This window comes from Micrococcus sp. UYEF5 (genome assembly GCF_040546065.1).
Taxonomy (GTDB): domain Bacteria; phylum Actinomycetota; class Actinomycetes; order Actinomycetales; family Micrococcaceae; genus Micrococcus; species Micrococcus luteus.
Window position 1 is genome coordinate 1 of record NZ_JBEPNB010000001.1, and the last position, 20,663, is coordinate 20,663.

Annotated in this window: 18 protein-coding genes, 4 tRNA genes and 1 riboswitch; of the genes, 10 read left to right on the plus strand and 12 right to left on the minus strand. The window is 75.6% G+C overall.

Features of this window, described 5'->3' with window-relative positions:
- The coding region (locus tag ABIB16_RS00005; protein WP_354435967.1) for a transposase at positions 1-396 on the plus strand (396 nt) is incomplete at its 5' end.
- Here the strand turns inward: ABIB16_RS00005 and ABIB16_RS00010 are convergent.
- From ABIB16_RS00010 to ABIB16_RS00060, 11 genes are all read right to left on the minus strand, one after another.
- The gene (locus tag ABIB16_RS00010; RefSeq protein ID WP_080696003.1) at positions 382-666 is read right to left on the minus strand and encodes a hypothetical protein; all 285 of its coding nucleotides are present in this window, start codon (positions 664-666) and stop codon (positions 382-384) included. The genes ABIB16_RS00005 and ABIB16_RS00010 overlap by 15 nt on opposite strands.
- Positions 667-1,212: 546 nt before the next feature.
- On the minus strand, positions 1,213-1,695 hold the full coding sequence (gene ribH / locus ABIB16_RS00015; RefSeq protein ID WP_036383758.1) for a 6,7-dimethyl-8-ribityllumazine synthase: 483 nt from the start codon (positions 1,693-1,695) through the stop codon (positions 1,213-1,215).
- Positions 1,692-3,005 carry a bifunctional 3,4-dihydroxy-2-butanone-4-phosphate synthase/GTP cyclohydrolase II gene (locus tag ABIB16_RS00020; RefSeq protein WP_069941991.1) on the minus strand — a complete coding sequence of 438 codons (1,314 nt, stop codon included), beginning with the start codon at positions 3,003-3,005 and terminating at the stop codon, positions 1,692-1,694. The genes ribH and ABIB16_RS00020 overlap by 4 nt, the downstream gene beginning before the upstream one ends.
- Positions 3,002-3,658, minus strand: coding sequence for a riboflavin synthase (locus tag ABIB16_RS00025; protein WP_069941990.1), 657 nt, complete (start codon positions 3,656-3,658; stop codon positions 3,002-3,004). The genes ABIB16_RS00020 and ABIB16_RS00025 overlap by 4 nt, the downstream gene beginning before the upstream one ends.
- On the minus strand, positions 3,659-4,792 hold the full coding sequence (ribD, locus tag ABIB16_RS00030) for a bifunctional diaminohydroxyphosphoribosylaminopyrimidine deaminase/5-amino-6-(5-phosphoribosylamino)uracil reductase RibD (RefSeq protein WP_144879182.1): 1,134 nt from the start codon (positions 4,790-4,792) through the stop codon (positions 3,659-3,661).
- Complete coding sequence (pnuC, locus tag ABIB16_RS00035; RefSeq protein ID WP_004167571.1) at positions 4,789-5,493, minus strand: nicotinamide riboside transporter PnuC; 705 nt, start codon at positions 5,491-5,493, stop codon at positions 4,789-4,791. Before pnuC ends, ribD begins: the two co-directional genes overlap by 4 nt.
- Positions 5,494-5,575: 82 nt before the next feature.
- Positions 5,576-5,720: riboswitch (FMN riboswitch) on the minus strand.
- 94 nt (positions 5,721-5,814) lie between these two features.
- Positions 5,815-6,486 (minus strand): ribulose-phosphate 3-epimerase, encoded by a 672-nt coding sequence (gene rpe / locus ABIB16_RS00040; RefSeq protein WP_144879180.1) that lies wholly within the window; start codon positions 6,484-6,486, stop codon positions 5,815-5,817.
- A gap of 16 nt (positions 6,487-6,502) precedes the next feature.
- Positions 6,503-8,134: an RsmB/NOP family class I SAM-dependent RNA methyltransferase gene (locus tag ABIB16_RS00045; RefSeq protein WP_144879178.1), complete on the minus strand. Its 1,632-nt coding sequence runs from the start codon at positions 8,132-8,134 to the stop codon at positions 6,503-6,505.
- Positions 8,131-9,213, minus strand: a complete 1,083-nt coding sequence (locus ABIB16_RS00050) for a methionyl-tRNA formyltransferase (protein ID WP_354436018.1) — start codon at positions 9,211-9,213, stop codon at positions 8,131-8,133. The genes ABIB16_RS00045 and ABIB16_RS00050 overlap by 4 nt, the downstream gene beginning before the upstream one ends.
- Before the next feature lie 14 nt (positions 9,214-9,227).
- On the minus strand, positions 9,228-9,812 hold the full coding sequence (def, locus tag ABIB16_RS00055) for a peptide deformylase (RefSeq protein WP_044659674.1): 585 nt from the start codon (positions 9,810-9,812) through the stop codon (positions 9,228-9,230).
- Positions 9,809-10,795, minus strand: a complete 987-nt coding sequence (locus tag ABIB16_RS00060) for a PD-(D/E)XK nuclease family protein (protein WP_044659673.1) — start codon at positions 10,793-10,795, stop codon at positions 9,809-9,811. The genes def and ABIB16_RS00060 overlap by 4 nt, the downstream gene beginning before the upstream one ends.
- A gap of 158 nt (positions 10,796-10,953) precedes the next feature.
- Here ABIB16_RS00060 and ABIB16_RS00065 point away from each other — a divergent pair.
- The 4 genes from ABIB16_RS00065 to ABIB16_RS00080 all read left to right on the plus strand — a co-directional run bounded on the left by ABIB16_RS00065 (position 10,954) and on the right by ABIB16_RS00080 (position 11,348).
- Positions 10,954-11,027: transfer RNA gene (locus tag ABIB16_RS00065), tRNA-Gly, on the plus strand.
- Positions 11,028-11,045: 18 nt separating this feature from the next.
- Positions 11,046-11,116, plus strand: a tRNA-Cys gene (locus tag ABIB16_RS00070).
- Between the two features lie 58 nt (positions 11,117-11,174).
- A tRNA-Val gene (locus ABIB16_RS00075) sits at positions 11,175-11,246 on the plus strand.
- Positions 11,247-11,274: 28 nt separating this feature from the next.
- A tRNA-Gly gene (locus tag ABIB16_RS00080) sits at positions 11,275-11,348 on the plus strand.
- Between the two features lie 100 nt (positions 11,349-11,448).
- On the opposite strand, the gene ABIB16_RS00085 is transcribed toward ABIB16_RS00080, so the two are convergent.
- Positions 11,449-12,339 carry a siderophore-interacting protein gene (locus tag ABIB16_RS00085; protein ID WP_049147987.1) on the minus strand — a complete coding sequence of 297 codons (891 nt, stop codon included), beginning with the start codon at positions 12,337-12,339 and terminating at the stop codon, positions 11,449-11,451.
- A 161-nt stretch (positions 12,340-12,500) separates the two neighbouring features.
- Between ABIB16_RS00085 and ABIB16_RS00090 the strand changes: the two genes are divergently transcribed.
- Genes ABIB16_RS00090 through ABIB16_RS00110 form a run of 5 tightly spaced genes read left to right on the plus strand, consistent with a single transcriptional unit; the run spans position 12,501 to position 20,602 of the window.
- On the plus strand, positions 12,501-14,096 hold the full coding sequence (locus ABIB16_RS00090) for a pyridoxal phosphate-dependent decarboxylase family protein (protein WP_052833454.1): 1,596 nt from the start codon (positions 12,501-12,503) through the stop codon (positions 14,094-14,096).
- Positions 14,093-15,418 (plus strand): lysine N(6)-hydroxylase/L-ornithine N(5)-oxygenase family protein, encoded by a 1,326-nt coding sequence (locus ABIB16_RS00095; protein WP_044659670.1) that lies wholly within the window; start codon positions 14,093-14,095, stop codon positions 15,416-15,418. Before ABIB16_RS00090 ends, ABIB16_RS00095 begins: the two co-directional genes overlap by 4 nt.
- A gap of 5 nt (positions 15,419-15,423) precedes the next feature.
- Positions 15,424-16,068: a GNAT family N-acetyltransferase gene (locus ABIB16_RS00100; RefSeq protein ID WP_223246401.1), complete on the plus strand. Its 645-nt coding sequence runs from the start codon at positions 15,424-15,426 to the stop codon at positions 16,066-16,068.
- Positions 16,065-17,900 carry an IucA/IucC family protein gene (locus tag ABIB16_RS00105; protein WP_020624757.1) on the plus strand — a complete coding sequence of 612 codons (1,836 nt, stop codon included), beginning with the start codon at positions 16,065-16,067 and terminating at the stop codon, positions 17,898-17,900. Before ABIB16_RS00100 ends, ABIB16_RS00105 begins: the two co-directional genes overlap by 4 nt.
- Positions 17,897-20,602: a GNAT family N-acetyltransferase gene (locus ABIB16_RS00110; RefSeq protein WP_044659667.1), complete on the plus strand. Its 2,706-nt coding sequence runs from the start codon at positions 17,897-17,899 to the stop codon at positions 20,600-20,602. The genes ABIB16_RS00105 and ABIB16_RS00110 overlap by 4 nt, the downstream gene beginning before the upstream one ends.
- The last annotated feature ends 61 nt before the right edge of the window (positions 20,603-20,663 follow it).

Here is a 20,663-nt window from a genome sequence, read left to right on the forward strand (position 1 = left end):
GGGGACTCCCCGATGCTGCTTCCTCTTCTGGAGCAGCTGCGCGTGACCCGGCCAGTAGGGCGGCCCCGGACCCGCCCTGCGGCGGTGCTGGGCGATAAGGCGTACTCCTCCCGGGCGATCCGCACCCACCTACGCGCCCGTGGGATCAAAGCGGTCATCCCCGAACCGGCCGACCAGCAGGGCCACCGCAGACGGCGCGGTGCCCGCGGCGGGCGCCCCATTGGCCTCGACGCGGACGCCTACAAGGGCCGCAACGTCATCGAGCGCCAGTACGCGCACCTGAAGCAGTGGCGGGGCCTGGCGACCCGGTATGACAAGTACGCGATCGTCTACCGGTCCGCTGTGGTGCTGGCTGCTGTGATCGCATGGTCCAAACGATTGTCAGACATGCCCTAGGGCTTCGATGACCGCGGCCTGGCTGGGCGTTGCCGGGTTCGTGGCGGCCTCTCGACGCACCGCGTCGCGGATCGCTTCGGGCACTCGCACGTTCAGGGCCACGGTCGGCGCCCCACGCCGCGCCAGGGGCGCATACCCACCGGCCGGGTCCGAGGTCGTTGCCGGTTCTGCGGGGATCACCGCTCCGGGAGCCGGGGTCTGGGGGGCCGGGGTGGGCTTGCGTCGCTGTGCTCGCAGACTCAGGTCGGGCTCAAGCTGCTTCTCGTTCATGCGGTGATCCTTTCGAAGATGAGGCCGGCCAGGTCGGCGTAGGCGGAGGCGACGGGTTCGCGCTTCTCATAGTGGCCCAGCCAGTCGCAGGCCAGACGTGCACCGGGGACGATGGAGCGGGCCGGCACCAGGGGGGTGAGCAGCAGCCCGGTCTCGCGCAGCTCCCAGCAGGGCCATGGACTGTTTGAACGCGGCCACGCTGCGGCAGGCTCCGTGCACCCCGACGCAGTCGTCCGAGGCGGGGCGGGCCGCATAGATCACCCGTCTGCGGCGGTGAACGCGTTGGGGGTCAACGGCCCGCCCTGACGGTCGGGGCAGTGGACGACGAGCTGTGGATGCCGCGAGCGAGACGAAGGGCGGGGGCTTCGCGTCTCCGCCTCTATCGTCGGGTCCCCGCGCCCTCCGGCCGACCCCATCCATGACGGCGCGGGGCTGCCGGCGTTCCGGACGGGCCCGGTTGACCGGCCTGCGATCACCCCACCGGCCCCGGGGACAGGGTCCACGTCGAGAGCAGCCGACCCAGCAGGCAGCCCCGCCCGGCCACCCTCAGTCCCGTGGCGTGACCGAGCGCAGCGCGAGCTCGGTGAGGACGGCCGCCTCGAGGGCCTCGCGTCCCTTGTCCTCTCGGGATCCGGGCAGGCCCGCCCGGTCGCGGGCCTGCTGGTCGGTGTCCACGGTGAGCACGCCGAAGCCCACGGGAACGCCGGTGCGCACCGAGACCTCCGTCACGCCCTGGGTCACGGACTGGCACACGTAGTCGAAGTGCGGGGTGTCCCCGCGCACCACGACGCCGAGGACCACGACGACGTCGAAGCGCTCCGCCAGCCGCGCCGCAGCGACGGTGAGCTCGACGGTGCCGGGCACGCGCACGAGCACGGGCTCCAGGCCCAGGTCGGCCGCGGCGGCCTGCGCCCCGGCGATCAGCCCGTCCATGATCTCCGTGTGCCACTGGGCGGCGACGATCGCCACGTTCAGGCCGCTCGCAGCGGCGGGGTCGGGGGTGAAGGTCGGGGCTCCGGCGCCGCTCATGGGGTGTCCTCCTGGTGGGTGGGGTGGGTCGGGTCGGTGGTCGGGTCATCGGCCGGCGTGGCGGGGCCGCCGGTGGCCGTCGGCGGTTCGAGCACGCGGTCCGCCAGGGCGTGGGCCATGCGGTCCCGCTTGGTGCGCAGGTAGACGACGTTGTGCTCGGTGACGGGCGTGGGGGCCGGGACACGCTCGACGACGTCGATGCCGGCCGCCCGCAGCCCCGCGACCTTCGCGGGGTTGTTGGTGACCAGGCGGATGCGCCGATGGCCGGCGGCCGTGAGGACGGCGGCGGCCCCGGCCCAGTCGCGCGCCTCGGCGGGCAGACCGAGGGCGAGGTTGGCCTCGACGGTGTCCATCCCCTCCTCCTGGAGCCGGTAGGCGCGGATCTTGTTGGCCAGGCCGATGCCGCGTCCTTCGTGGCCCCGGAGGTAGAGGACGGCGCCGCCCTCGGCCGCCGCGCGGGCAAGCGCGTCCTCGAGCTGGGGGCCGCAGTCGCAGCGCAGGGAGCCGAGGACGTCGCCGGTGAGGCACTCCGAGTGCACGCGGACGGTGAGGGGACGCTCCGAGTCGGTCTCCCCCGCCACGAGCAGCAGGTGCTCGGCCCCGGTCTCGGCGTCCACGTGCACGCTCACGCGGAACAGGCCGTGCCGGGTCGGCAGGGTGGCCTCGGCGGGGACGGCGGTCAGGGCCGGCGTCGTCTCCTCCAGGTGGGCCACGAGGTCCTCGATGGAGATCAGCACGAGGCCGTGCTCGTCCGAGAACTCCCGCAGGGCGGGCAGGCGCATCATGGTGCCGTCGTCGTGGACGAGCTCGGCGATGGCGGCCACGGGCGCGACGCCGGCCAGGCGGCACAGCTCGACGCCGGCCTCGGTGTGGCCGCGGCGGGCCCGGACGCCGCCGGGGACGGCGCGCAGGGGGAACACATGACCGGGCCGGGTCAGGTCGCCGGGGGCGGCACCGGGGTCGGCGAGCAGGCGGAGGGTGCGGGTGCGGTCGGCGGCGGAGATGCCGGTGGTGACGCCGGCGGCGGCATCCACGCTCACGGTGTAGGCGGTGCCCTTGGGGTCCTCGTTGACGGTGGTCATGGGCGGCAGGGCCAGGCGGTCGGCCAGGCCGGCCGGCAGGGGCGCGCAGATGACGCCCGAGGTGTGGCGGACGGTGAAGGCGGTGACCTCGTCCGTGGCCAGGGCGGCCGCGTAGATCAGGTCGCCCTCGTTCTCGCGGTCGGCGTCGTCCACGACGACGACGGGCCGGCCGGCGGCGATCGCGGCGATCGCCACGGGGACGGGGTCCAGACGGATGTGCTCGCTCACGGGCGGGCCTCCTCGGTGGGTGCGGCGGGGGCGGAGGGGATGAGCGCGAGGCGCTCGGCGTACCGGGCGAGCACGTCGGTCTCGAGGTTGACGCGGTCGCCCGGCCGCAGGGCGCCCAGGGTGGTGGCCTCGAGTGTGGCCGGGATGATGCCGACCTCGAACCAGTGCGCGGCCGCGCCCGGGTCGGAGACGGCGGTGACGGTGAGGGAGACGCCCTGCAGGGCGATGGCCCCCTGCGCGGGGACGTAGCGGGCCAGGCGGGCGGGCAGGCCGATGCGCAGGGTGGTCCAGGCCCCGTGCGGGGTGACCGCGAGGACCTCGCCGGTCCCGTCCACGTGGCCCTGGACCACGTGCCCGTCCAGGTGGTCGGTGGGGCGCAGGCAGCGCTCGAGGTTGACCCGGTCCCCCGGGGCGCGGTCGCCGAGGCTGGTCATCCGCAGCGTCTGGCCCATGAGGTCTGCACGGAACACGCCGGGGCGCTCCGTGGGTCCGTCGAGGGCCGTGAGGCACACGCCGTCGACGGCGAGCGAGCCGCCGGCGGGCAGCCCGTCGAGGGCGCCGCCGGCGTCGAGGGTCAGCAGGGCGGTGTCGGCGGCCGCGTCGTGCTCGAGGGCGACGACGGTGCCGAGATGGGTGACGATGCCGGTGAACACTCAGTCCTCCTGGAAACGGGTCGGGGCGGGGGCGGTGGGCAGGCGCGGGGCCGGCACCGGGCTCAGGTGGGTCCAGACGTCGACGCCGAGGGCACGGGCGGGGCCGCCCTCCGCGGGGTCGGGATGCCAGCGCGGTCCCTCGGACAGCGTGGCGACGTCCAGGCCGGCGACGGCGGCGCGGCCCGGGCCGAGCAGCAGGGGCGCGGTGTAGACCATGAGCTCGTCCACGAGGCCGGCGCGCAGCCACGCGCCGAGCACGCGGGGCCCGCCCTCGATGAGCACGTGCTCGGCACGGCGGCCGTGGGGCCAGGGCCCGGGATGGGCGGCGAGCGCGGCGAGGACGGCGTGCGGATCGTGGTCCGGCACGTGCAGCAGGACCGGGTGGGCGCGCAGGGCGGCGCCGTCGGGCACGGGCCGGTGACCCTGGACGACGGGCACGGGCTGGTGCGCGAGTTCGGCGCCGGCGGCGTCACGGGCGGTGAGGCGGGGGTCGTCGGCCAGGACGGTCCCCGTGCCGACGACGATGGCGTCGACGCGGGAGCGCACCTCGTGGGCGTGGACGCGGGAGTCCGGGCCGGTGATCCACTGGCTCGTGCCGTCGGCGGCCGCGGCGTGGCCGTCGAGGGACTGAGCGAGGTGCCCGGTCACCCACGGACGGCCTGCGTCGCGGACCTCGCGCCAGCGGGCGGTGAGCGTGAGGGCGGCCGCCTCGCCGGTGGGGCCGGTGACGTGCACCCCGTGCGCGGCGAGGCGGGCCGCGCCGCCGCCGTCGTGACCGGTGGGGTCCGCGACGGCGTAGCGCAGTGCGCCGATCCCCGCGTCCAGGACGGCCTGCGAGCAGGGGCCGGTGCTGCCGGTGTGGTCACAGGGCTCGAGGGTGACGTGCAGCGTCAGGCCGGCGGGGTCGAGGGCGGCCAGGGCCGGATCCGCGGCGCGGGCGGCCCGCCAGCGGGCGAGGGCGTCGACCTCGGCGTGGGCGGTCCCCCGTCCGCGGTGGTGCCCGACGGCCAGGACGCGGCCGGCCTCGTCGGTCAGGACGGCCCCGACGAGGGGGTTGGCGCCGCGCACGCCGCGCAGCGCGGCGTGGACGGCGAGGTCCATGGGGTCGGCGGACGGGGTCTCGGCGGCGCTCATCGGGCGACGTCCCCCTCGGGGCCGTCGGGCAGCAGCGTCTCCACGGCGGGCTTGTCCCGGTCTGTGGCGCGCAGCCACACGAAGAAGCCGATCAGGGTGAAGGCGCCGTAGAAGGCGTACATCACGGCCGAGGCGTAGTAGCCGGTGCTCCACAGCAGGGGCACGCCGACGACGTCCACGGCCACCCAGATCAGCCAGAACTCCACCCAGCCGCGCGCCATGCCGTAGGTCGCCAGCAGCGATCCCACGAACGTCCAGGCGTCCGCCCACACCGGCTCCCACGAACCCAGCGCGCGGAACACGGGGGTGAGGGCGACGGTGCCGACCGCCATGGCCGTCACGAGGAACACGCGCCCGCGCCAGCCGGCCCACTCCGGGGTGATGGCGGGAGCGTCCTCGGCGTGGCCCCGGCGGGCCTGACGCCAGCGCGCCCAGCCGTAGACGGAGACGGCGATGAACATGACCTGTCGGCCGGCCTGGCCGAGCAGGGTGGCGTGATCGGCCCCCGTGAACAGGGAGGCGAGGAAGACCGTCAGGAGGATGAGGTTGCCGAGGATGCCCACGGGCCAGGCCCAGACCCTGCGCGCCATGCCGCCCAGGGCGGAGGCGAGGCCGAAGACGTTGCCCAGCACCTCGCGCATGAGCAGGCCACCGCCGGCGACCGGGATGGTCCAGTTGAACGCGTCCACCAGCCAGTCCATGACCGTGACGCCACCTCCTCGGGTCGGGACTCCGAGGGGTGCGCTCCGCAGCCCTCCCGCGCAGGGCGCGGAACGGCTCCGCCGCGTGCCTCTCCCATCCCGACTGTACGGTCGGCACCGGAATTCCACCGGTCAGGCCGCTCGGCACCGCCTCGGATGAGGACGGGCCGCGCGGTTAGCGGGCTGTCACCGCCGGTGCGGACTTCCACCGCATCTCGGAGCACGTTGCTGTCCAGCAGTATCGCACGCCCGGCCGGCCGGGCACGACGGAAGACGTCGGGCGACGTCCGGCGCGGCGGCCGGGCGACCGCGTCGCCGGGCTCAGTGGCAGGCGCGGGCGGCGGCGGTGCGCAGGCCGACGAGCGCGGCGTCGGGGTCCTCGGCGCCGAACACCGCGGAGCCGGCCACGAACACGTCGGCCCCGGCCTCGGCCGCGCGTTCGATGGTCTCGCGGTTCACGCCGCCGTCGACCTGGAGGGCCAGCGGGGCGGACCCGCCGTCGAGGGCGCGGCGGGCCCGGCGGATCTTCGGCAGCACGACGTCGAGGAACGCCTGCCCCCCGAAGCCGGGCTCCACGGTCATCAGCAGGAGCATGTCCAGCTCCGGGAGCATGTCCAGGTAGGGCTCGACCGCGGTCGCCGGCCGCAGCGCCATGCCGGCCTTCGCTCCGGCCGCGCGCAGCTCGCGGGCCAGTCGGACGGGCGCGGCCGAGGCCTCGGCGTGGAAGGTGACGGACTCGGCCCCCGCTTCCGCGTAGCCGGGCGCCCAGCGGTCGGCGTCCTCGATCATCAGGTGGATGTCCAGCGGCAGGTCCGTGGCGCGTCGGATCGCCTCGACCACGGGCAGGCCGAGGGTGAGGTTCGGGACGAAGTGGTTGTCCATGACGTCCACGTGCACCGCGTCTGCGCTGGGGATGCGGGCCAGCTCGTCGGCGAGGCGGGCGAAGTCCGCGGACAGGATCGAGGGGTGCAGGCGCGGGGCGCGGGCGGTCATGGGCGGGTCCTCTCGGTCAGGCGCCGGGGGCGCGCAGCAGGGCCAGGAACATGGCGTCGGTGCCGTGCCGGTGCGGCCAGAGCTGGGCCGTGCGGGCGACCACATCGGCCGGCTCCGGCGCGCCGGCGGGTTCGGCCTCGTCCAGGCGCAGGTCGTCGAGCGCGACGGCGTCGAGGGCAGTGCGGGCGTCGAGCAGCTCCAGCTCGGGGTGGCGGCGCACGAGGTCCTGGACCTGGACGACGGTCTCCGCGACGTGCGGGGAGCAGGTCACGTAGGCGAGCACCCCGCCGGGGGCCAGGACGGCGACCGCCGCGTCGAGCAGCTCGGCCTGCAGACCGGTGAGCTCGGCGAGGTCGGCCGGGGTGCGGCGCCAGCGCGACTCGGGTCGGCGGCGCAGCGCCCCGAGGCCGGTGCAGGGGGCGTCCACGAGGACGCGGTCGAACGCCGGGGCCGCCTCGGGGGCGTCGGCGATCGTGCGACCGTCCCCGGCCCGGACGGTCCAGGCTCCGGCGGGCACGGCGGCGAGTGCCTGCCGGACGAGGTCGGCGCGGTGCGGGGCGACCTCGTTGGCCACGAGCGTCGCACCCCGCTCGGCGGCGAGGGCGGCCAGCAGGGCCGCCTTGCCGCCGGGGCCGGCGCACAGGTCGAGCCAGCGCTCGGCCCGCCCCTCGGCCGCGGGGACGGGTGCCTGGGCCAGGGCGCGGGCGGTGAGCTGGGAGCCGGCGTCCTGGACGCGGAGCACGCCCTCGCGCACCCCGGGCAGACGGCCGGCGTCGCCGCCGGAGTGCAGGGCGGAGTCCGGGGCCAGCGGCCCGGGTTCGGCGCCGTCGTCGAGGGCCGCGGCGAGCGCCTCGGCCCCACCGGCCACGGGCAGGGCGACGAGGTTGACCACGGGCGGGGCGTTGTCCGCCTCGAGCAGGGCGGCCAGCTCGGCGTCGCGGTCGGCGATGTGGCGGGTGCCGCGGTGAGCGGCCAGGGCCTGGCGCAGCGCGCGGACGATCCACACGGGGTGCGAGGCACGGACGGCCAGGGCGGCGTCGCCGCCGTCGGCGGGGGCGACGTCGGCCAGCCACTCCTCGAGGGGGCGTTCGGCGACCCGACGCAGCACCGCGTTCACAAACCCGGAGGCGCCGGCCCCGATCTCGGCGCGCACGAGGGAGACGGTGGCGTCGAGGGCGGCGTGGGCGGGCACGCGCATGCCCAGCAGCTGGTGGGCGCCGAGCCGCAGGGCGTCGAGCACGGGTGGGTCGATCTTCTCGAGCGGGCGGTCCACGCAGCGGGTCAGGATCGCGTCGTACAGGCCGAGCCCGCGCAGGGTGCCGTAGGCGAGTTCGGTGGCGAAGCCGGCGTCGCGCCGGTCGAGGCGGGCCTGGCGGATGCGCGCCGGGATGACCAGGTTCGCGTACGCGTCCTCGGCATGGACGGAGCGGACCACCCCGAACGCGACGCGGCGCGCCGGGTCGGCGGTGCGGGAGCGCTGTGACGGCGCCTGCGCCGAGTACTTCCGTCCGGCGCCGGAGCGACCCCGGTTGCGGGTGCGCCCCTGCGCGTCGCGGCGGTCCTGGGCGTCCGGCCGGGGTGCGCGGCCGCGTTCCCCGCGGGCCCCTCGCTCGCCCCGGCCCTGTCCTGGCTGTCTCTCGCGGCTCATGCGCGTGCCTCCTCGTCCTGTGCCGTGGCGTTCCGCGCGGCCTCGCGTGCCGCGGCCCGGGCGGCGGCCTCCCGGTGGGCCTGTTCTTCGTGGTGGGCGAGCGCCTCCCCGGCCAGCAGCGCGGCCCCGGCGGCGGCGCCGCGCGCCCAGTCGGCGGCCGGCATCAGCTTCCTGCCCGCCGGCTGGACGCGGGAGAGCCGGACGGCCCCGCCGGACGTGCGCAGCCAGGCGGCCTTCGCGGCCACCAGGATCTGCCCGGGAGCCGCGGCGTCGAGTACGGAGGGCCAGCCGTCGTCGCCGGCGCGGACCGGGGCGACGCCGTCGAGCTTGAAACGGGCCGGGGCGGCGCCGTCGTCCGCGGTCAGCCAGCCCCAGGCGCCGGGCTCGGGGGTGACGCCGTTGATCCGGGCGGCCACCTCGGCCGCCGGGCGGGCGGGGTCCACCAGGCCGTCTGCGGCCGTGAGCTTCGGCGCGTGGGTGGGTTCGCCGCGCTGGGGCGTGGCCGTCGCGGTGCCGGCCGCCAGGCGGTCGAGCACGTCGATCACGAGCGGGCCGCCGCGCTCGGCGAGGTCGGTGAGCACGGTCCCGGCGGTCTCGTCGGCCGCGACGGGGCGGGTGAGTCGGGCGAAGACGGGTCCGGTGTCCAGGCCCTCTTCGAGCTGGAACACGTCGGCGGCGATCTCGGTCTCCCCGGCCATCACGGCGCGCTGAACGGGGGCGGCGCCGCGGTAGGCCGGCAGCGCGGAGAAGTGCAGGTTGAGCCAGCCGTGGCGCGGGATCTGCAGGGCCTCGGCGGGCACGAGCGCCCCGTAGGCGACGACGGCGGCCACGTCCGCCTCGAGCGCGCGGATCGCCTGGAGGGCATCGGCACCCTCGGGTCCGCGGAGTCGGTCGGCCTTGAGCACGGGCAGGCCGGCCTCCTCGGCCACGACCGCGACCGGCGACGGGGTCAGCACCCGCCGGCGCCCGACCGGGGCGTCCGGCCGGGTGAGCACGCCGACGACCTCGTGGGGCGAGTCGAGCAGGGCGCGCAGCACGGGCACGGCGGTCTCGGGCGTGCCGGCGTAGAGCACGCGCAGGGGCGTCGGGGCGGTCATCGGGCGGCTCCTGTTCCGGCGGCGGGGGCGGCGGGGGCGCCGAAGACCGAGCTGACGGCGGCCGCGCGCTCGGCCCCGATGCGGCGGGCGGCGCGGTCCACCTCGCCGGCGCGCATGCGGCGGCGGGCCTCACGGCGTTCCTCGCCGTCGAGGCGGTCGACGTAGAGGATCCCGTCGAGGTGGTCGGTCTCGTGCTGGAGACAGCGGGCGAGCAGGCCGGTCCCCCGGTGCTCCACCGGGTTCCCGTCGACGTCGGTGCCGCGGACGACGGCTTCGGCGGCGCGCGCCGGGTGGTAGCGCAGCCCCGGCACGGACAGACACCCCTCGCCCGGCTCCCGCAGCGCCTGGCCGGCGGTCTCGAGTACGGGATTGACCACGTGCCCGGCGACGCCGGCGACGTCGAACACGAAGACGCGCAGGCCCACGCCCACCTGGGGCGCGGCCAGGCCCACGCCCCCGACGGCGTGCATCGTCTCGATCATGTCCGCCACGAGGGCGCGCACATCCGCGCCCGGGGGCACGGGCGACGCGGCGGTGCGCAGGACGGGGTCGGGGATGGTGCGGACGGGCAGGACGGTCACGCCGTCACCCTATCGCCGCCCTCGGCAGACGCCGGGCGCGACGACGACCCGTCGGGCGCCACGTCCGGGGCGGCGTGGGAGCCGCCGCCGAACGCCGCGGCGCGCACGGCCTGCAGTCCGGTGGCCGCCGACGCCGGGACCGACGGCGGAGGCGGGCCGATGACGCGGAGCGCGGGGCCGGCGTCGTCCACGGCCTGCGCGTGCTTCCAGACCTGGCGCAGGGCCCAGAACTTGTGCCAGTGGCGGGGCAGCACACCGGGGTTGGCCTGGTGCACGGCGACCTCGGTCTCCCCCAGGGCGACGCCGAGCAGCATCTCGGCCTGGCCGTGCCGCCACTCTTCCCAGGTGCCGGCCTCGGGGTCCACCAGGGACTCCTCCGCCTTCAGGCCGGCGGTCAGCTGCATGACCACCTTGGGATCGAGCGCCTTGACCCGTCCGTCCCGCCCCGTGCCCTTCGTCTTGTAGTCGATCAGGCACAGCCGGCCGCCGATCCGGGCGACGAGGTCCAGCGTGCCCGCGTAGCCCACCGTGTGGTTCCAGACGGTGATCTCGGCCGCGATCGGCCGGACGTCGTAGAGGTCCCACCACTCGTCGAAGCGGTCCGCGTAGGCGCCCTCGCCGTGCTCGATCAGCCGGGCCCGGGCCTCCGCCATGGTGTGGGGGCGGCCGAGGGCGCGCTGGGCCACCTGCTCGGCGTAGTCGTGCACGCGGTCCCCGCGCTCGGCCGCGGCGTCCCGGTAGCGGGCGGCGGCGTCGGCGGACTGCCGGGCCACCTGCTTCAGGCGCGCGGCGGAGCCCACGGATTCCGCCAGGCGCGGATCCTGGGTCACGGACTGGGCCGCCATCCACCCGACCCAGCCGTCCAGGTCCGTCTTCTCCATGCCGATCACGGTGGTGATGGACGGGACCTCGGGCAGGCCCGAGAGGGAGCGCGCGTACATGCGCCCGTGGGGGGTCTGATGCGCGAGGCGTGGCTGGGTCATGGTCAGCCATTCTGGCAGGGTCCGCGGACCCCCGACGGGGTGGCCCGACACGCCAGCGGACGCCGATTTTGCATCCGGGCGGAGATGGCCTAGAGTTCTTTCTCGTTGGAAAACGCAGGTGAGCGGCTCGGACGAGCGGATCCCGGCGGCACCGACACGCGGATGTAGCTCAGTTGGCTAGAGCGCCACCTTGCCAAGGTGGAGGTCGCGAGTTCGAATCTCGTCATCCGCTCGCTCAACCTTCACCCCTGGTCGGGTGGCCGAGAGGCGAGGCAGCGGCCTGCAAAGCCGTATACGCGGGTTCGAATCCCGTCCCGACCTCGCAGCCTTCTCCGACCGGGAGTGGCGGCATGTTCACCACCTCTTCGGAGGTGGACGAGCGCGATTGGCGCAGCGGTAGCGCGCTTCCCTGACACGGAAGAGGTCACTGGTTCGAACCCAGTATCGCGCACGGAGACGATCCGTGACGATCGACTCAGGCGGATGTAGCTCAGTTGGCTAGAGCGCCACCTTGCCAAGGTGGAGGTCGCGAGTTCGAATCTCGTCATCCGCTCCCCACACGAAGGGCCCCTCCTGACGGAGGGGCCCTTCGTCGTTCCGGGGCGTGCGGTCGGCCTCGTGCTCGGAGCACGGACGCCGACCGTCGGACGGGATCAGAGCCGCGGGCCGTCCACCCGCCAGTAGCCGCTGAACATGATCGCGCGCTTCGGTGCGATGCCGCGGCGGACGATCACCCGCCGCGCCGCCGTCGCGAGCGACTGCTCGCCGCACGCCCACACGTGGTCGCGGGGCGCGGCGGGGAGGTCCTCGAGGTGCGGCGTGAGCAGGGCGCCCGGCACGGCGTCTCCGCGGTGCAGGACCGTGAGCGTGGCGCCCTCCGGGACCTCGAGGGCGGGGACGTGGTCACGGCCGGGCACCTCCAGGACGACGTCCATCCGGCCCCCGCGCGGCGTGCGACGCTGCGCGGCGAGGGCGGCGGCGATGCTCGGGACTGCGGTCTCGTCCCCCACCACGAGGTGCGACTCCCCCGCCGCCGGCAGACGATAGGCGCCCGTCCCGGTGCGGAAGCCGGCGACGTCGCCCGGACGTGCGGTGCGCGCCCACGTGCCGGCGGGGCCCGCATGGTCGTGCACGACGACGTCGACGTCGATCTCACCGACGGAGGGCCGGTGCTCGGCGACCGTGTACCACCGCAGATCCGGCCGCACGTCCTCGGGGATCCGCCCGACCGCTCGCCGCGCATTGAGCGCCGCGGGATCGGGCATCACGAGCGCCCGCCCCGGGGGCGGGGTGAGCAGCCCGAAGTACTCGTCGCAGCCCTGCGGGGTGAACGTGCGGAACTCCTCCGCGGCGAACGTGAGACGACGCAGCCGGGGGGCGAGCAGCCACGTGGCGCGGACCGTCATGGTCCACTGCGGATACTCGTCGCGGTCAACGGGCATCGCCTGGCCGAGGGCCGCGAGCCCGCGGTAGGCCTTCATCTGCAGGGCCTCGACACGCGAGGGACGGGCGGCAGGCGGGGGGAGGACGGAGGAGCTCGTCATCCGGTCATCATAGGTGAGCCTCACCTTTGCTGGAGTCCTCCCTTTGAATACGTCACGTCATTGTTGCGTATTTGCTTTCTTAGGTAAGGCTTCCCTACTGTGCGGGACGTCCGTGGCGCACGCCGCCCGGAGCCGACGACCCCCTCACGGAAGGCCCTCCCATGCTCCCTCGCCTGTTCGGACTCGGCGATCCAGCCGCCTACCTCGACGCCACCGGCAGGGCGGCCCGGGTGGCCGTCGACACCGCCTACGACCGCGCGGGGGTCCACCCGGACACCCCGTCGACGCACCTGGCCGACGCCGTCGGCGCCGTCGACTTCTCGCAGCCGACGGGCAGCCTCGACGACGCCCTCGCCGAGGTCGCGGAGCTCTACGCCCACCAGACCACCGCCTACCACCACCCGCGCTATGCCGCTCACCTCAACTGCCCGGTCCTGCTCTCCAGCACCGCAGCGGACACCGTGCTCGGGGCGCTCAACACGGCGGTCGAGTCCTGGGACCAGGCCCGCTCCGCGGCGCTCATGGAGCAGCGGCTCCTGGCCGAGGTCGGACGCTGGTGCGGGTTCGCCGCGGGCGACGGCGTCTTCACCTCCGGAGGGTCGGCCTCCAACCTGCAGGCCATGACGCTGGCCCGCGGCCGCGCCGTGCAGCGCCTCACCGGCCACGCCGGGCTCGCCGACCTGCCCGCCGAGGTGCTCGGCTCGCTGCGCGTCTTCGTCAGCGCCGCCACGCACTACAGCATCGCCAAGGCAGCCGGCCTGCTCGGGCTGGGTCGCCACGCCGTGGTCGTCGTCCCCACCGACGCCGCCGGGCGTCTGGACCCCGGGGCCCTGGCCGAGGCGGTCGAACGTGAGGTGGCCGCCGGTGCCGTGCCGATGGTCGTCGTCGCGACGCTGGGGACCACCGACCGCGGCGCCATCGACCCGCTGCCGGCCATCGCCGACGTCGCCGAACGCCACGGGATGTGGGTCCATGCGGACGCGGCCGTGGGCGGGATCCTCGCCGCGAGCGCGGCGACGCGCCACGAGCTGCCGGGGCTGCACCGTGCGGACTCGGTGACGATGGACTTCCACAAGACGTTCTACGTGGGGCTGGCCTGCAGCGCGCTGGTGGTGCGGGACGCCGAGAGCCTGCGCCATGTGACGGTGCATGCGGACTACCTGAACCCGGAGGACAGCGTCCATCCGAACCTGGCGGATCGGTCCTTGCAGACGAGCCGCCGGTTCGACTCGCTCAAGCTGTGGCTGACGCTGCGTGAGCATGGGGCCGAGGCGGTGGTGTCCCTGTTCGCGGGGGCGCGCGAACGCACGCGGCAGGCGTGCGGGATCCTGCGGGCCCGGCCGACGTTCGCGGTGCTGGAGGATCCGACGCTGGTGACAGTGCTGTTCCGGGTGCGGGCCGAGGGACTGTCGGAGGAGGAGTGCACGGCGGTGCAGGCGGCGACGCACCGGGAGCTCGTGGCCGGCGGGCGCGCGCTGATCGCGACGACGGTGGTGGACGGGGTGCCCCATCTGAAGTTCACGATCCTGAACCCCGCGGTCACCTCGGGCGAGCTGGAGGAGCTGGTCGACGTCGTGGAGGAGGCGGCGCTGCGGCACGTCGACGCGGTGCGGGCGAGCCGTCATCGGTGGCGCGGGGTGGCGCGGACCCGTCCGCATGGCCCGTCGGTCGCCGTGTCCTGCACGCTCCCCGCTTCGGCGGGGCCACGTCCGTCCGCGGCGCGCGTGGACGAGCACGGAGAGCAGGTGTGCGCATGAGCCCGGCGTCCACGTCCCCCCGCCGCGTGCTCGCGATCGGGCTGGGCCCGTTCAACCTGAGCCTGGCCGCGCTGGCCCACCCGCTGCCCGACGTCGAGGTGGAGGTGGTGGAGAGCCGCGACGCGTTCGTGTGGCACCCGGGCATGATGCTGCCGGGCGCGCAGATCCAGGTGCCGTTCCTCGCGGACCTGGTGACGTTCGCGGACCCGACCTCCCCGTACTCGTTCCTGGCGTATCTCAAAGCGATGGGCCGGCTGCACCGCTTCTACATCCGGGGTTCCTGGTACCCGCTGCGGCGGGAGTTCTCGGACTACTGCGCGTGGGTGGCAGCCCAGCTGCCCGGCATCGCCTACGCGACCACGGTGACGGCGGTGCGGTGGGACGATCAGGCGGACGAGTTCGTGGTGGAGGCGGCCTCCGCGGCCGGGACCAGCACGCACCGGGCCGACCACGTGGTGGTGGGCACGGGCACGGTGCCGTCCCTGCCCGCGCCGCTCGCGCGCGTCGCGGAGGAGTCGGCCCGGGTCGGCGCGTCCCCCGTGGTGCACACGGGTGAGTACATGGGCCGTCGCGAGGACATCGCCGGGGCCGGGTCGGTCCTGGTGGTGGGCAGCGGCCAGTCGGCGGCGGAGTGCGCCCTGGACCTGCTGAACGCGGGCCACCCGGACCTCACGTGGGTCACGCGCTCACCCCGGTTCTTCGGCATGGAGGTCGGCCAGCTCACGCTCGAGCTGACCTCGCTGGACTATGAGCGGCACTTCGCCACTCTGCCCCGGGCGCGGCGGGATGAGATCAACGCATCCCACCGGTCCCTGTACAAGGGGATCAGCGAGTACACGATCGAGGACGTCTACCACGCGCTGTACGAGCGCCAGGTGGGTCCGCTGGACCCGGCCCGGCTGTGGCCGGGCACGTCGGTGACGGACGCCCGCCTGGTCGCGGGCCCGGGTGCGCCCCGGGTGGAGGTCACCCTGCGCGACGAGGAGACCGGGGTGACCGGGGGGCGCGTGGTGGACCGTGTCGTCGCGGGCACGGGCTACCGCCACCCGGACCATCCGTTCCTGGAGCCGGTGCGGCACCTGCTGCGCGCGGAGGACGGTCGGACGACGGCGAACGCGGACCACGCGATCGACGTGAGCGGCCGCCGGATCTTCGTGCACAACACCGCCGAACAGCCCCTGGGTCTCACCGGCCCGGACCTGGGCATGGCGGCGGAGCACAGCGGCCGCATCCTCAGCACGATCGCCGGCCGCCAGGTCTACGCGCAGGCCGAGTCGATCGCGTTCCAGGACTTCGGTGCCGTCGCGGCGGGCGTCCGGTGAGCGCCGTGACGCCGCCGCAGACCACCGTGGACGGTGCGGCCGCGAGCGCGGCCCGTCGTGTGGAGCTCCGTCCCGTGGGCGCGCAGGACCATCCGCTGCTGCACCGGTGGGTGACGTCCCCGCACGCCGTGTACTGGGAGATGACGGAGGCGGGTCTGGCCGACGTCGTGGCCGAGTACGAGGCGATCGCCGCGCACCCGCACCACCACGCGCACGTGGGGCTCGTGGACGGGACCGCGACCTTCCTGGTGGAGGTCTACGACCCGGCCCACTCGGAGCTGGCCGGACGGTATGCGGGCGCGCCCGGCGACGTCGGCCTGCACGTGCTCGTCGCCCCGACGGACACCCCGGTGCCCGGGACCACGGACCTGGTGATGGCCGCGGTGGTGCGCTGGTGCCTGGCCCAGCCGGGGGCGCGGCGCGTCGTCGTCGAGCCGGACGAGCGCAACGCCGCCATCCGGGCGAAGAACCTGGCCGCCGGGTTCACGGAGCTCGGTCCCGTGGCGCTGGGATCCAAGACGGCGATGCTCTCGATCGCCACGCCCGAGTCCTTCACTGCCAGCCGGATCGGCGTCCTCGCCGCCGGGCTGGACCTCACCCTCCCCGAGCCCCCGCTCCTCCTCACCCCCGACAGGCAGGTGTCCGCATGACCCCCGTCCCCCCGTCCTCCCCGTCCCGCCTGGACGCGCTGACGGCGCCGACCGCCCGGCACGCCCACCGGCTGCTCGTCGCCAAGGCGATCCGCGAGTTCACCCATGAGCGGCTCCTGACGCCGGTGCGCGGCGAGCGGGTCGACGACGCCGGCCGCCACGCCTACACGCTCACCCTGGGCGGGGTGCGGTGGACGTTCACCGCGCGTGCCCTCCCGCTCGAGCACCTCGGCGTGGATCCGGACTCGGTGTGCCGTGCCGGGGATCCGGACGCGGTGGCCGTCGACCGCTTCGTCCTCGACGCGGCCGAGGTGCTCGGGCTGGCCGGCGAGGCGCTGGACGTCTATCTCGAGGAGCTCGCCTCCACCTTCGCCGCCCGGTGCCACACCCTGGCCGGCGAGCGCCCGTCCGCCGCCGACCTGGTGGACGCGGACTACACGGCGGTGGAGGCCGCCATGAGCGAGGGACACCCGGGCTTCGTGGCCACCAACGGCCGCATCGGCTGGGGGGCCACGGAGTACGCGATGTTCGCCCCCGAGGGCGGGCGGGCGCTGCACCCGGTGTGGCTCGCGTTCCCCTCCGAGCTCGGGGGACGGTGGACCTGGCCCAAGACCGCGAGCGCGGGCGCCGCCGTGCCGGCGCCGCCCCCGCCGATCACCGAGGCGGTGGCGGGCCTGTGGGCGGAGCGGGCGGCGGCGCTCGACGTCGATCCGGAGGCGTACACGCTGATCCCGGTGCACCCGTGGCAGTGGGAGCACCGGATCCAGGTGGCGTTCGCCCCCGACCTCGCCGCGGGGCGGCTGGTGCACGTGGGCGAAGACCCGGACGCGTTCACGGCCATGCAGGCGGTGCGCACCCTGTTCAACGCGAGCGACCCGCACGCCCCGCAGCTGAAGACGGCGTTGTCCGTGCAGAACATGGGGTTCGTGCGCGGCCTCTCCCCCGCGTACATGTCCGTCACCCCGGCGATCAACGCGGTGGTGGCCGACCTCGTGGACTCCGACCCCCTGCTCGCGAGGTGGGGCTTCGGGGTGCTGCGGGAGTACGCCTCGGCCGGGTACACCGGGGACGCCTTCCATGCCGTGGGCTCGAAGGGTCCTCACACGAAGATGCTCGCCGCCCTGTGGCGGGAGAGTCCGCTGCCGCGCCTGGCGGAGGGCGAGCGGGTCATGACCATGGCGGCGCTGCTGCACCGGGACGGCGGGGGCCGCTCCGTGGCGGGGGCGCTCGTGGAGCGCTCGGGGCTGACGGCGGCGCAGTGGCTGCACGGGGTGGTGACGGCCTACGTGACCCCGCTGGTGCATCTGGCCGCCGCCTACTCGACCGTGTTCATGCCCCACGGGGAGAACATCGTGCTCCGCCTGCGGGAGGGACGGGTCACCGGCGCCTTCCTCAAGGACATCGGGGAGGAGGTGGTGGTCGGCGCGGACGGCGTCCCGCTCACGGAGCAGACCCGGCGCATCCGCATCGACCTCACCGACGAGGACCTCTCCCTCTCCTTCTTCACGGACATGCTGGACGGCGTGCTGCGCCATCTGGCCGACGTGATGGACGCGGACGCCCTGCTGCCGGCGGAGGAGTTCTACGCCGTGGTGGGGCGGGTCCTCGCCGAGTACACGGCCCTGGGGCTCGCGGATGTGGAGCGCCTCGGCCTGGACGCGGAGGACTTCGCGCACTCGTGCCTGAACCGGTTGCAGCTGCGGAACGCCACGCAGATGGTGGACCTGACGGACCCGTCGGGCTCGCTGCTCTACGCCGGTCGCCTGGCCAACCCGGTGGCCGCGCCGCTGCGCCGCGCGCTGGCGGAGCTCCGGCAGGACGCCGCGGCATGAGCGCGGACGCGTGGACCGGGACGGCGACGGGTGACGTGGCGGGCCGTTGCCACCGGGACGCGCACGGCGTGCCGACGCTCGTGGCCGCGTCCCTGCCCGAGCTGGCCTACCTCCAGGGGTGGCACGTGGCGACGGAGCGGGCCTGGCAGGTCGACTGCGAGCACCGCCGGGTCACCGGCATGAGCGCCGAGGTGTTCGGCCCGCCGGCGGTGGCGAACGACGTCGCCGCCCGGCAGATGGACCTGGACGGTGCGGCCCGCCAGGCGTTCGACGCCCTCGACGACGCGGAGGACCGGGCCTGGTTCACCCGGTTCGCCGACGGCGTGAACGCGGGGCTGGACGCCGGGGCCCGGCGCGCGCCCGAGTTCGCCGCCCACGGGGTGAAGCCGCTGCCGTTCGACCCGCACACGGCGCTCGCCCTGCACCTGGGCTACAACGTCTGGCTGACCAACGCGCCGGCCGCCCTGTTCCGCACCCTGCTGGCCGAGCGCTTCCCCGCGCTCGCCGCGGCGCTGATCTCGCCGCGCCCCGACGCGGACGGCTCGAACGCCTGGGCGGTGCGCGTCGGCGCCGAGGGCGCTCCGCTCGTGGCCGCCGACCCGCACCGGCTGCTCGAGCTGCCCGGCGTCTACCAGCAGGTGCGCCTCGTGGTGGAGGCCGAGCGTCCCCGGGACCGCGTCGACGTCGTCGGCCTGGCCTTCCCCGGTGTGCCGGGCGTCCCGCATGTGGGGCAGTCCGAGCACGTCGCGTGGGTGACGACCTCGGCGATGGTGTCCTCGCTCGAGATGGTCCTCGAGGACGCCCCCGAGGGGCCGGAGGTCCTCGACGCCCGGACCGAGCGGGTGCACGTGCGCGGCGGCGACCCCGTGGACGTGCGGGTGGCCCACACCCCGCGCGGGCGGCTCGTGGACGTGCCCGGCGCCGGCCCGGTGAGCATGCGGTTCCCCGCCTGGGACCGCGCCGACACCGGCCTGCCGAGCGCGCGCCGGCTGCTCACGGCCGCGAGCGCCGCGGAGGCCTGCGCGGTGCTGGACGGGCACGTCGAGCCGGTCAATCGCGTGATCGTCGCGGACCGGCGGACGGTGCTCACCCGGCACGCCGGGGCCGTGCGGCGCCGGGATCGACGCTCGGCCTGGGGTGCGGCGCGGGCCTCCGCGCTGGGCCGGGGCTCCGCCGACGGGTCCCTCGATCAGCGCTGGGTGCGCTGGCCCGCGCCGGCCGCGGCGGACGACGTCGTGGTGGCGGCCAACGAGCCCCACCCGGACACCGCCTGCCTCACCGTGGACGCGTGCGCGCCGTGGCGGTCCCGCCGCATCCGGGAGGCCCTCGAGGCGCTGGCACCGCAGGAGCGGACCGTGGACGCGATGGCCGCCCTGCAGACGGACACCCGGACCCCGGGCGCGCCGCGGGCCTGGCTCGCCGACGCCGTCGACGCGCTCGTCGCGGACGACGTGCTGGCCGCGGAGTCCGTCCCGGCGTGGGCCGGCGACGCCGCCGCCGGATCGGCCGCGGCCCGCTGGTGGCTCCTCGTGGAGCACGAGGTGGCCGCCGCCCTGATCGCGCACCTGCCGCCCGCCTCGCGGGCCCTGCTCGGCGGCCCGTGGGCACCGTGGGGCGACGCCGCCGCATGGGTCGGCGCGGCGCTCGCCGAGCGCGGGCCGGAGCCGCTGCGCGCGGCCCTGGGGGTCGCAGCGTCGACGAGGGACCTCGTGCGGGCCGCCGTCGCCGCCGTCGGCGACGCCGCTGAGCCGCCGGGCCCCGACGACACGGCTCGGACGTGGGGTGCGGCGCATGCCCTGACCCCGTTCCTGTTCACGCACGAGCATCCCGGCGGGCCGGATGTGCCGGGGCTCGCCGACGTGCTCGACACGATCGGGTCCGTCCGGGTGGGCGGCACCGCGGACGCGGTCTGCGCCACCTCGCACGCCCCCGGCCTGGCCGTCGGCACCCACCGCGGGCCAGTGGCCCGGGTCGTGTTCGACCTCGGCGACCGCACCCGCAGCCGGTGGGTCGTCCCGTTCGGCGCCTCCGGTCTCGGAGGCGGGCACGTGACGGATCAGCTGGACGCGTGGGCCGCCGGCCGCCTGCTGCCCGTGCCGTCCGGTCCCGTCCCCCCGTCCGCCGGCAGCGGCGTCGCACCCGCCCGCTCCGTCCCCGGCGGGGCCCCTCCGGGACGCATCGTGGCCGAGGTCGGCGTCGGGGCGTTGGGCCTGACCATGACGCGCGTCCGCCCGGCCCTGGACGCCCCGCTGATCCACGCACTCGTCACGGAGCCGCGGGCGGAGTTCTACGGGATGCGCGGGCACAGCGTGCAGGACGTCGAGGAGGTCTACGACTTCCTCGAGTTCCAGCCCACCCACGCGAACCACCTCGTGTGGCACGGCGGGACCCTCGTGGCCCTCGTGCAGACCTACGACCCTCGCGCGGAGGAGGTCGGCGGCGCCTACGAGGTGCGGGACGGGGACCTCGGATTCCATTTCATCACCGCCCCCGGCGGCCTGCAGGGGCGCGCCCGCGCCACGGCCTACCGGAGCATTGTGGACTGGTTGGGCGCACGCCCCGGCACGCGTCGGCTCGTGATCGAGCCGGACGTCCGCAACACGCGGGCCGTGAAGACCGCCCGGGCTCTGGGCTTCACGGTGGACCGGGAGGTCGAGCTGCCGGGCAAGCGGGCGGCGCTGTGCTTCCGCGCCGTGCACTGACCCTGCCCCGCACACGGCGACGGCGCGCACCCGCCTCGGTGCGCGCCGTCGTCGTGCCGGT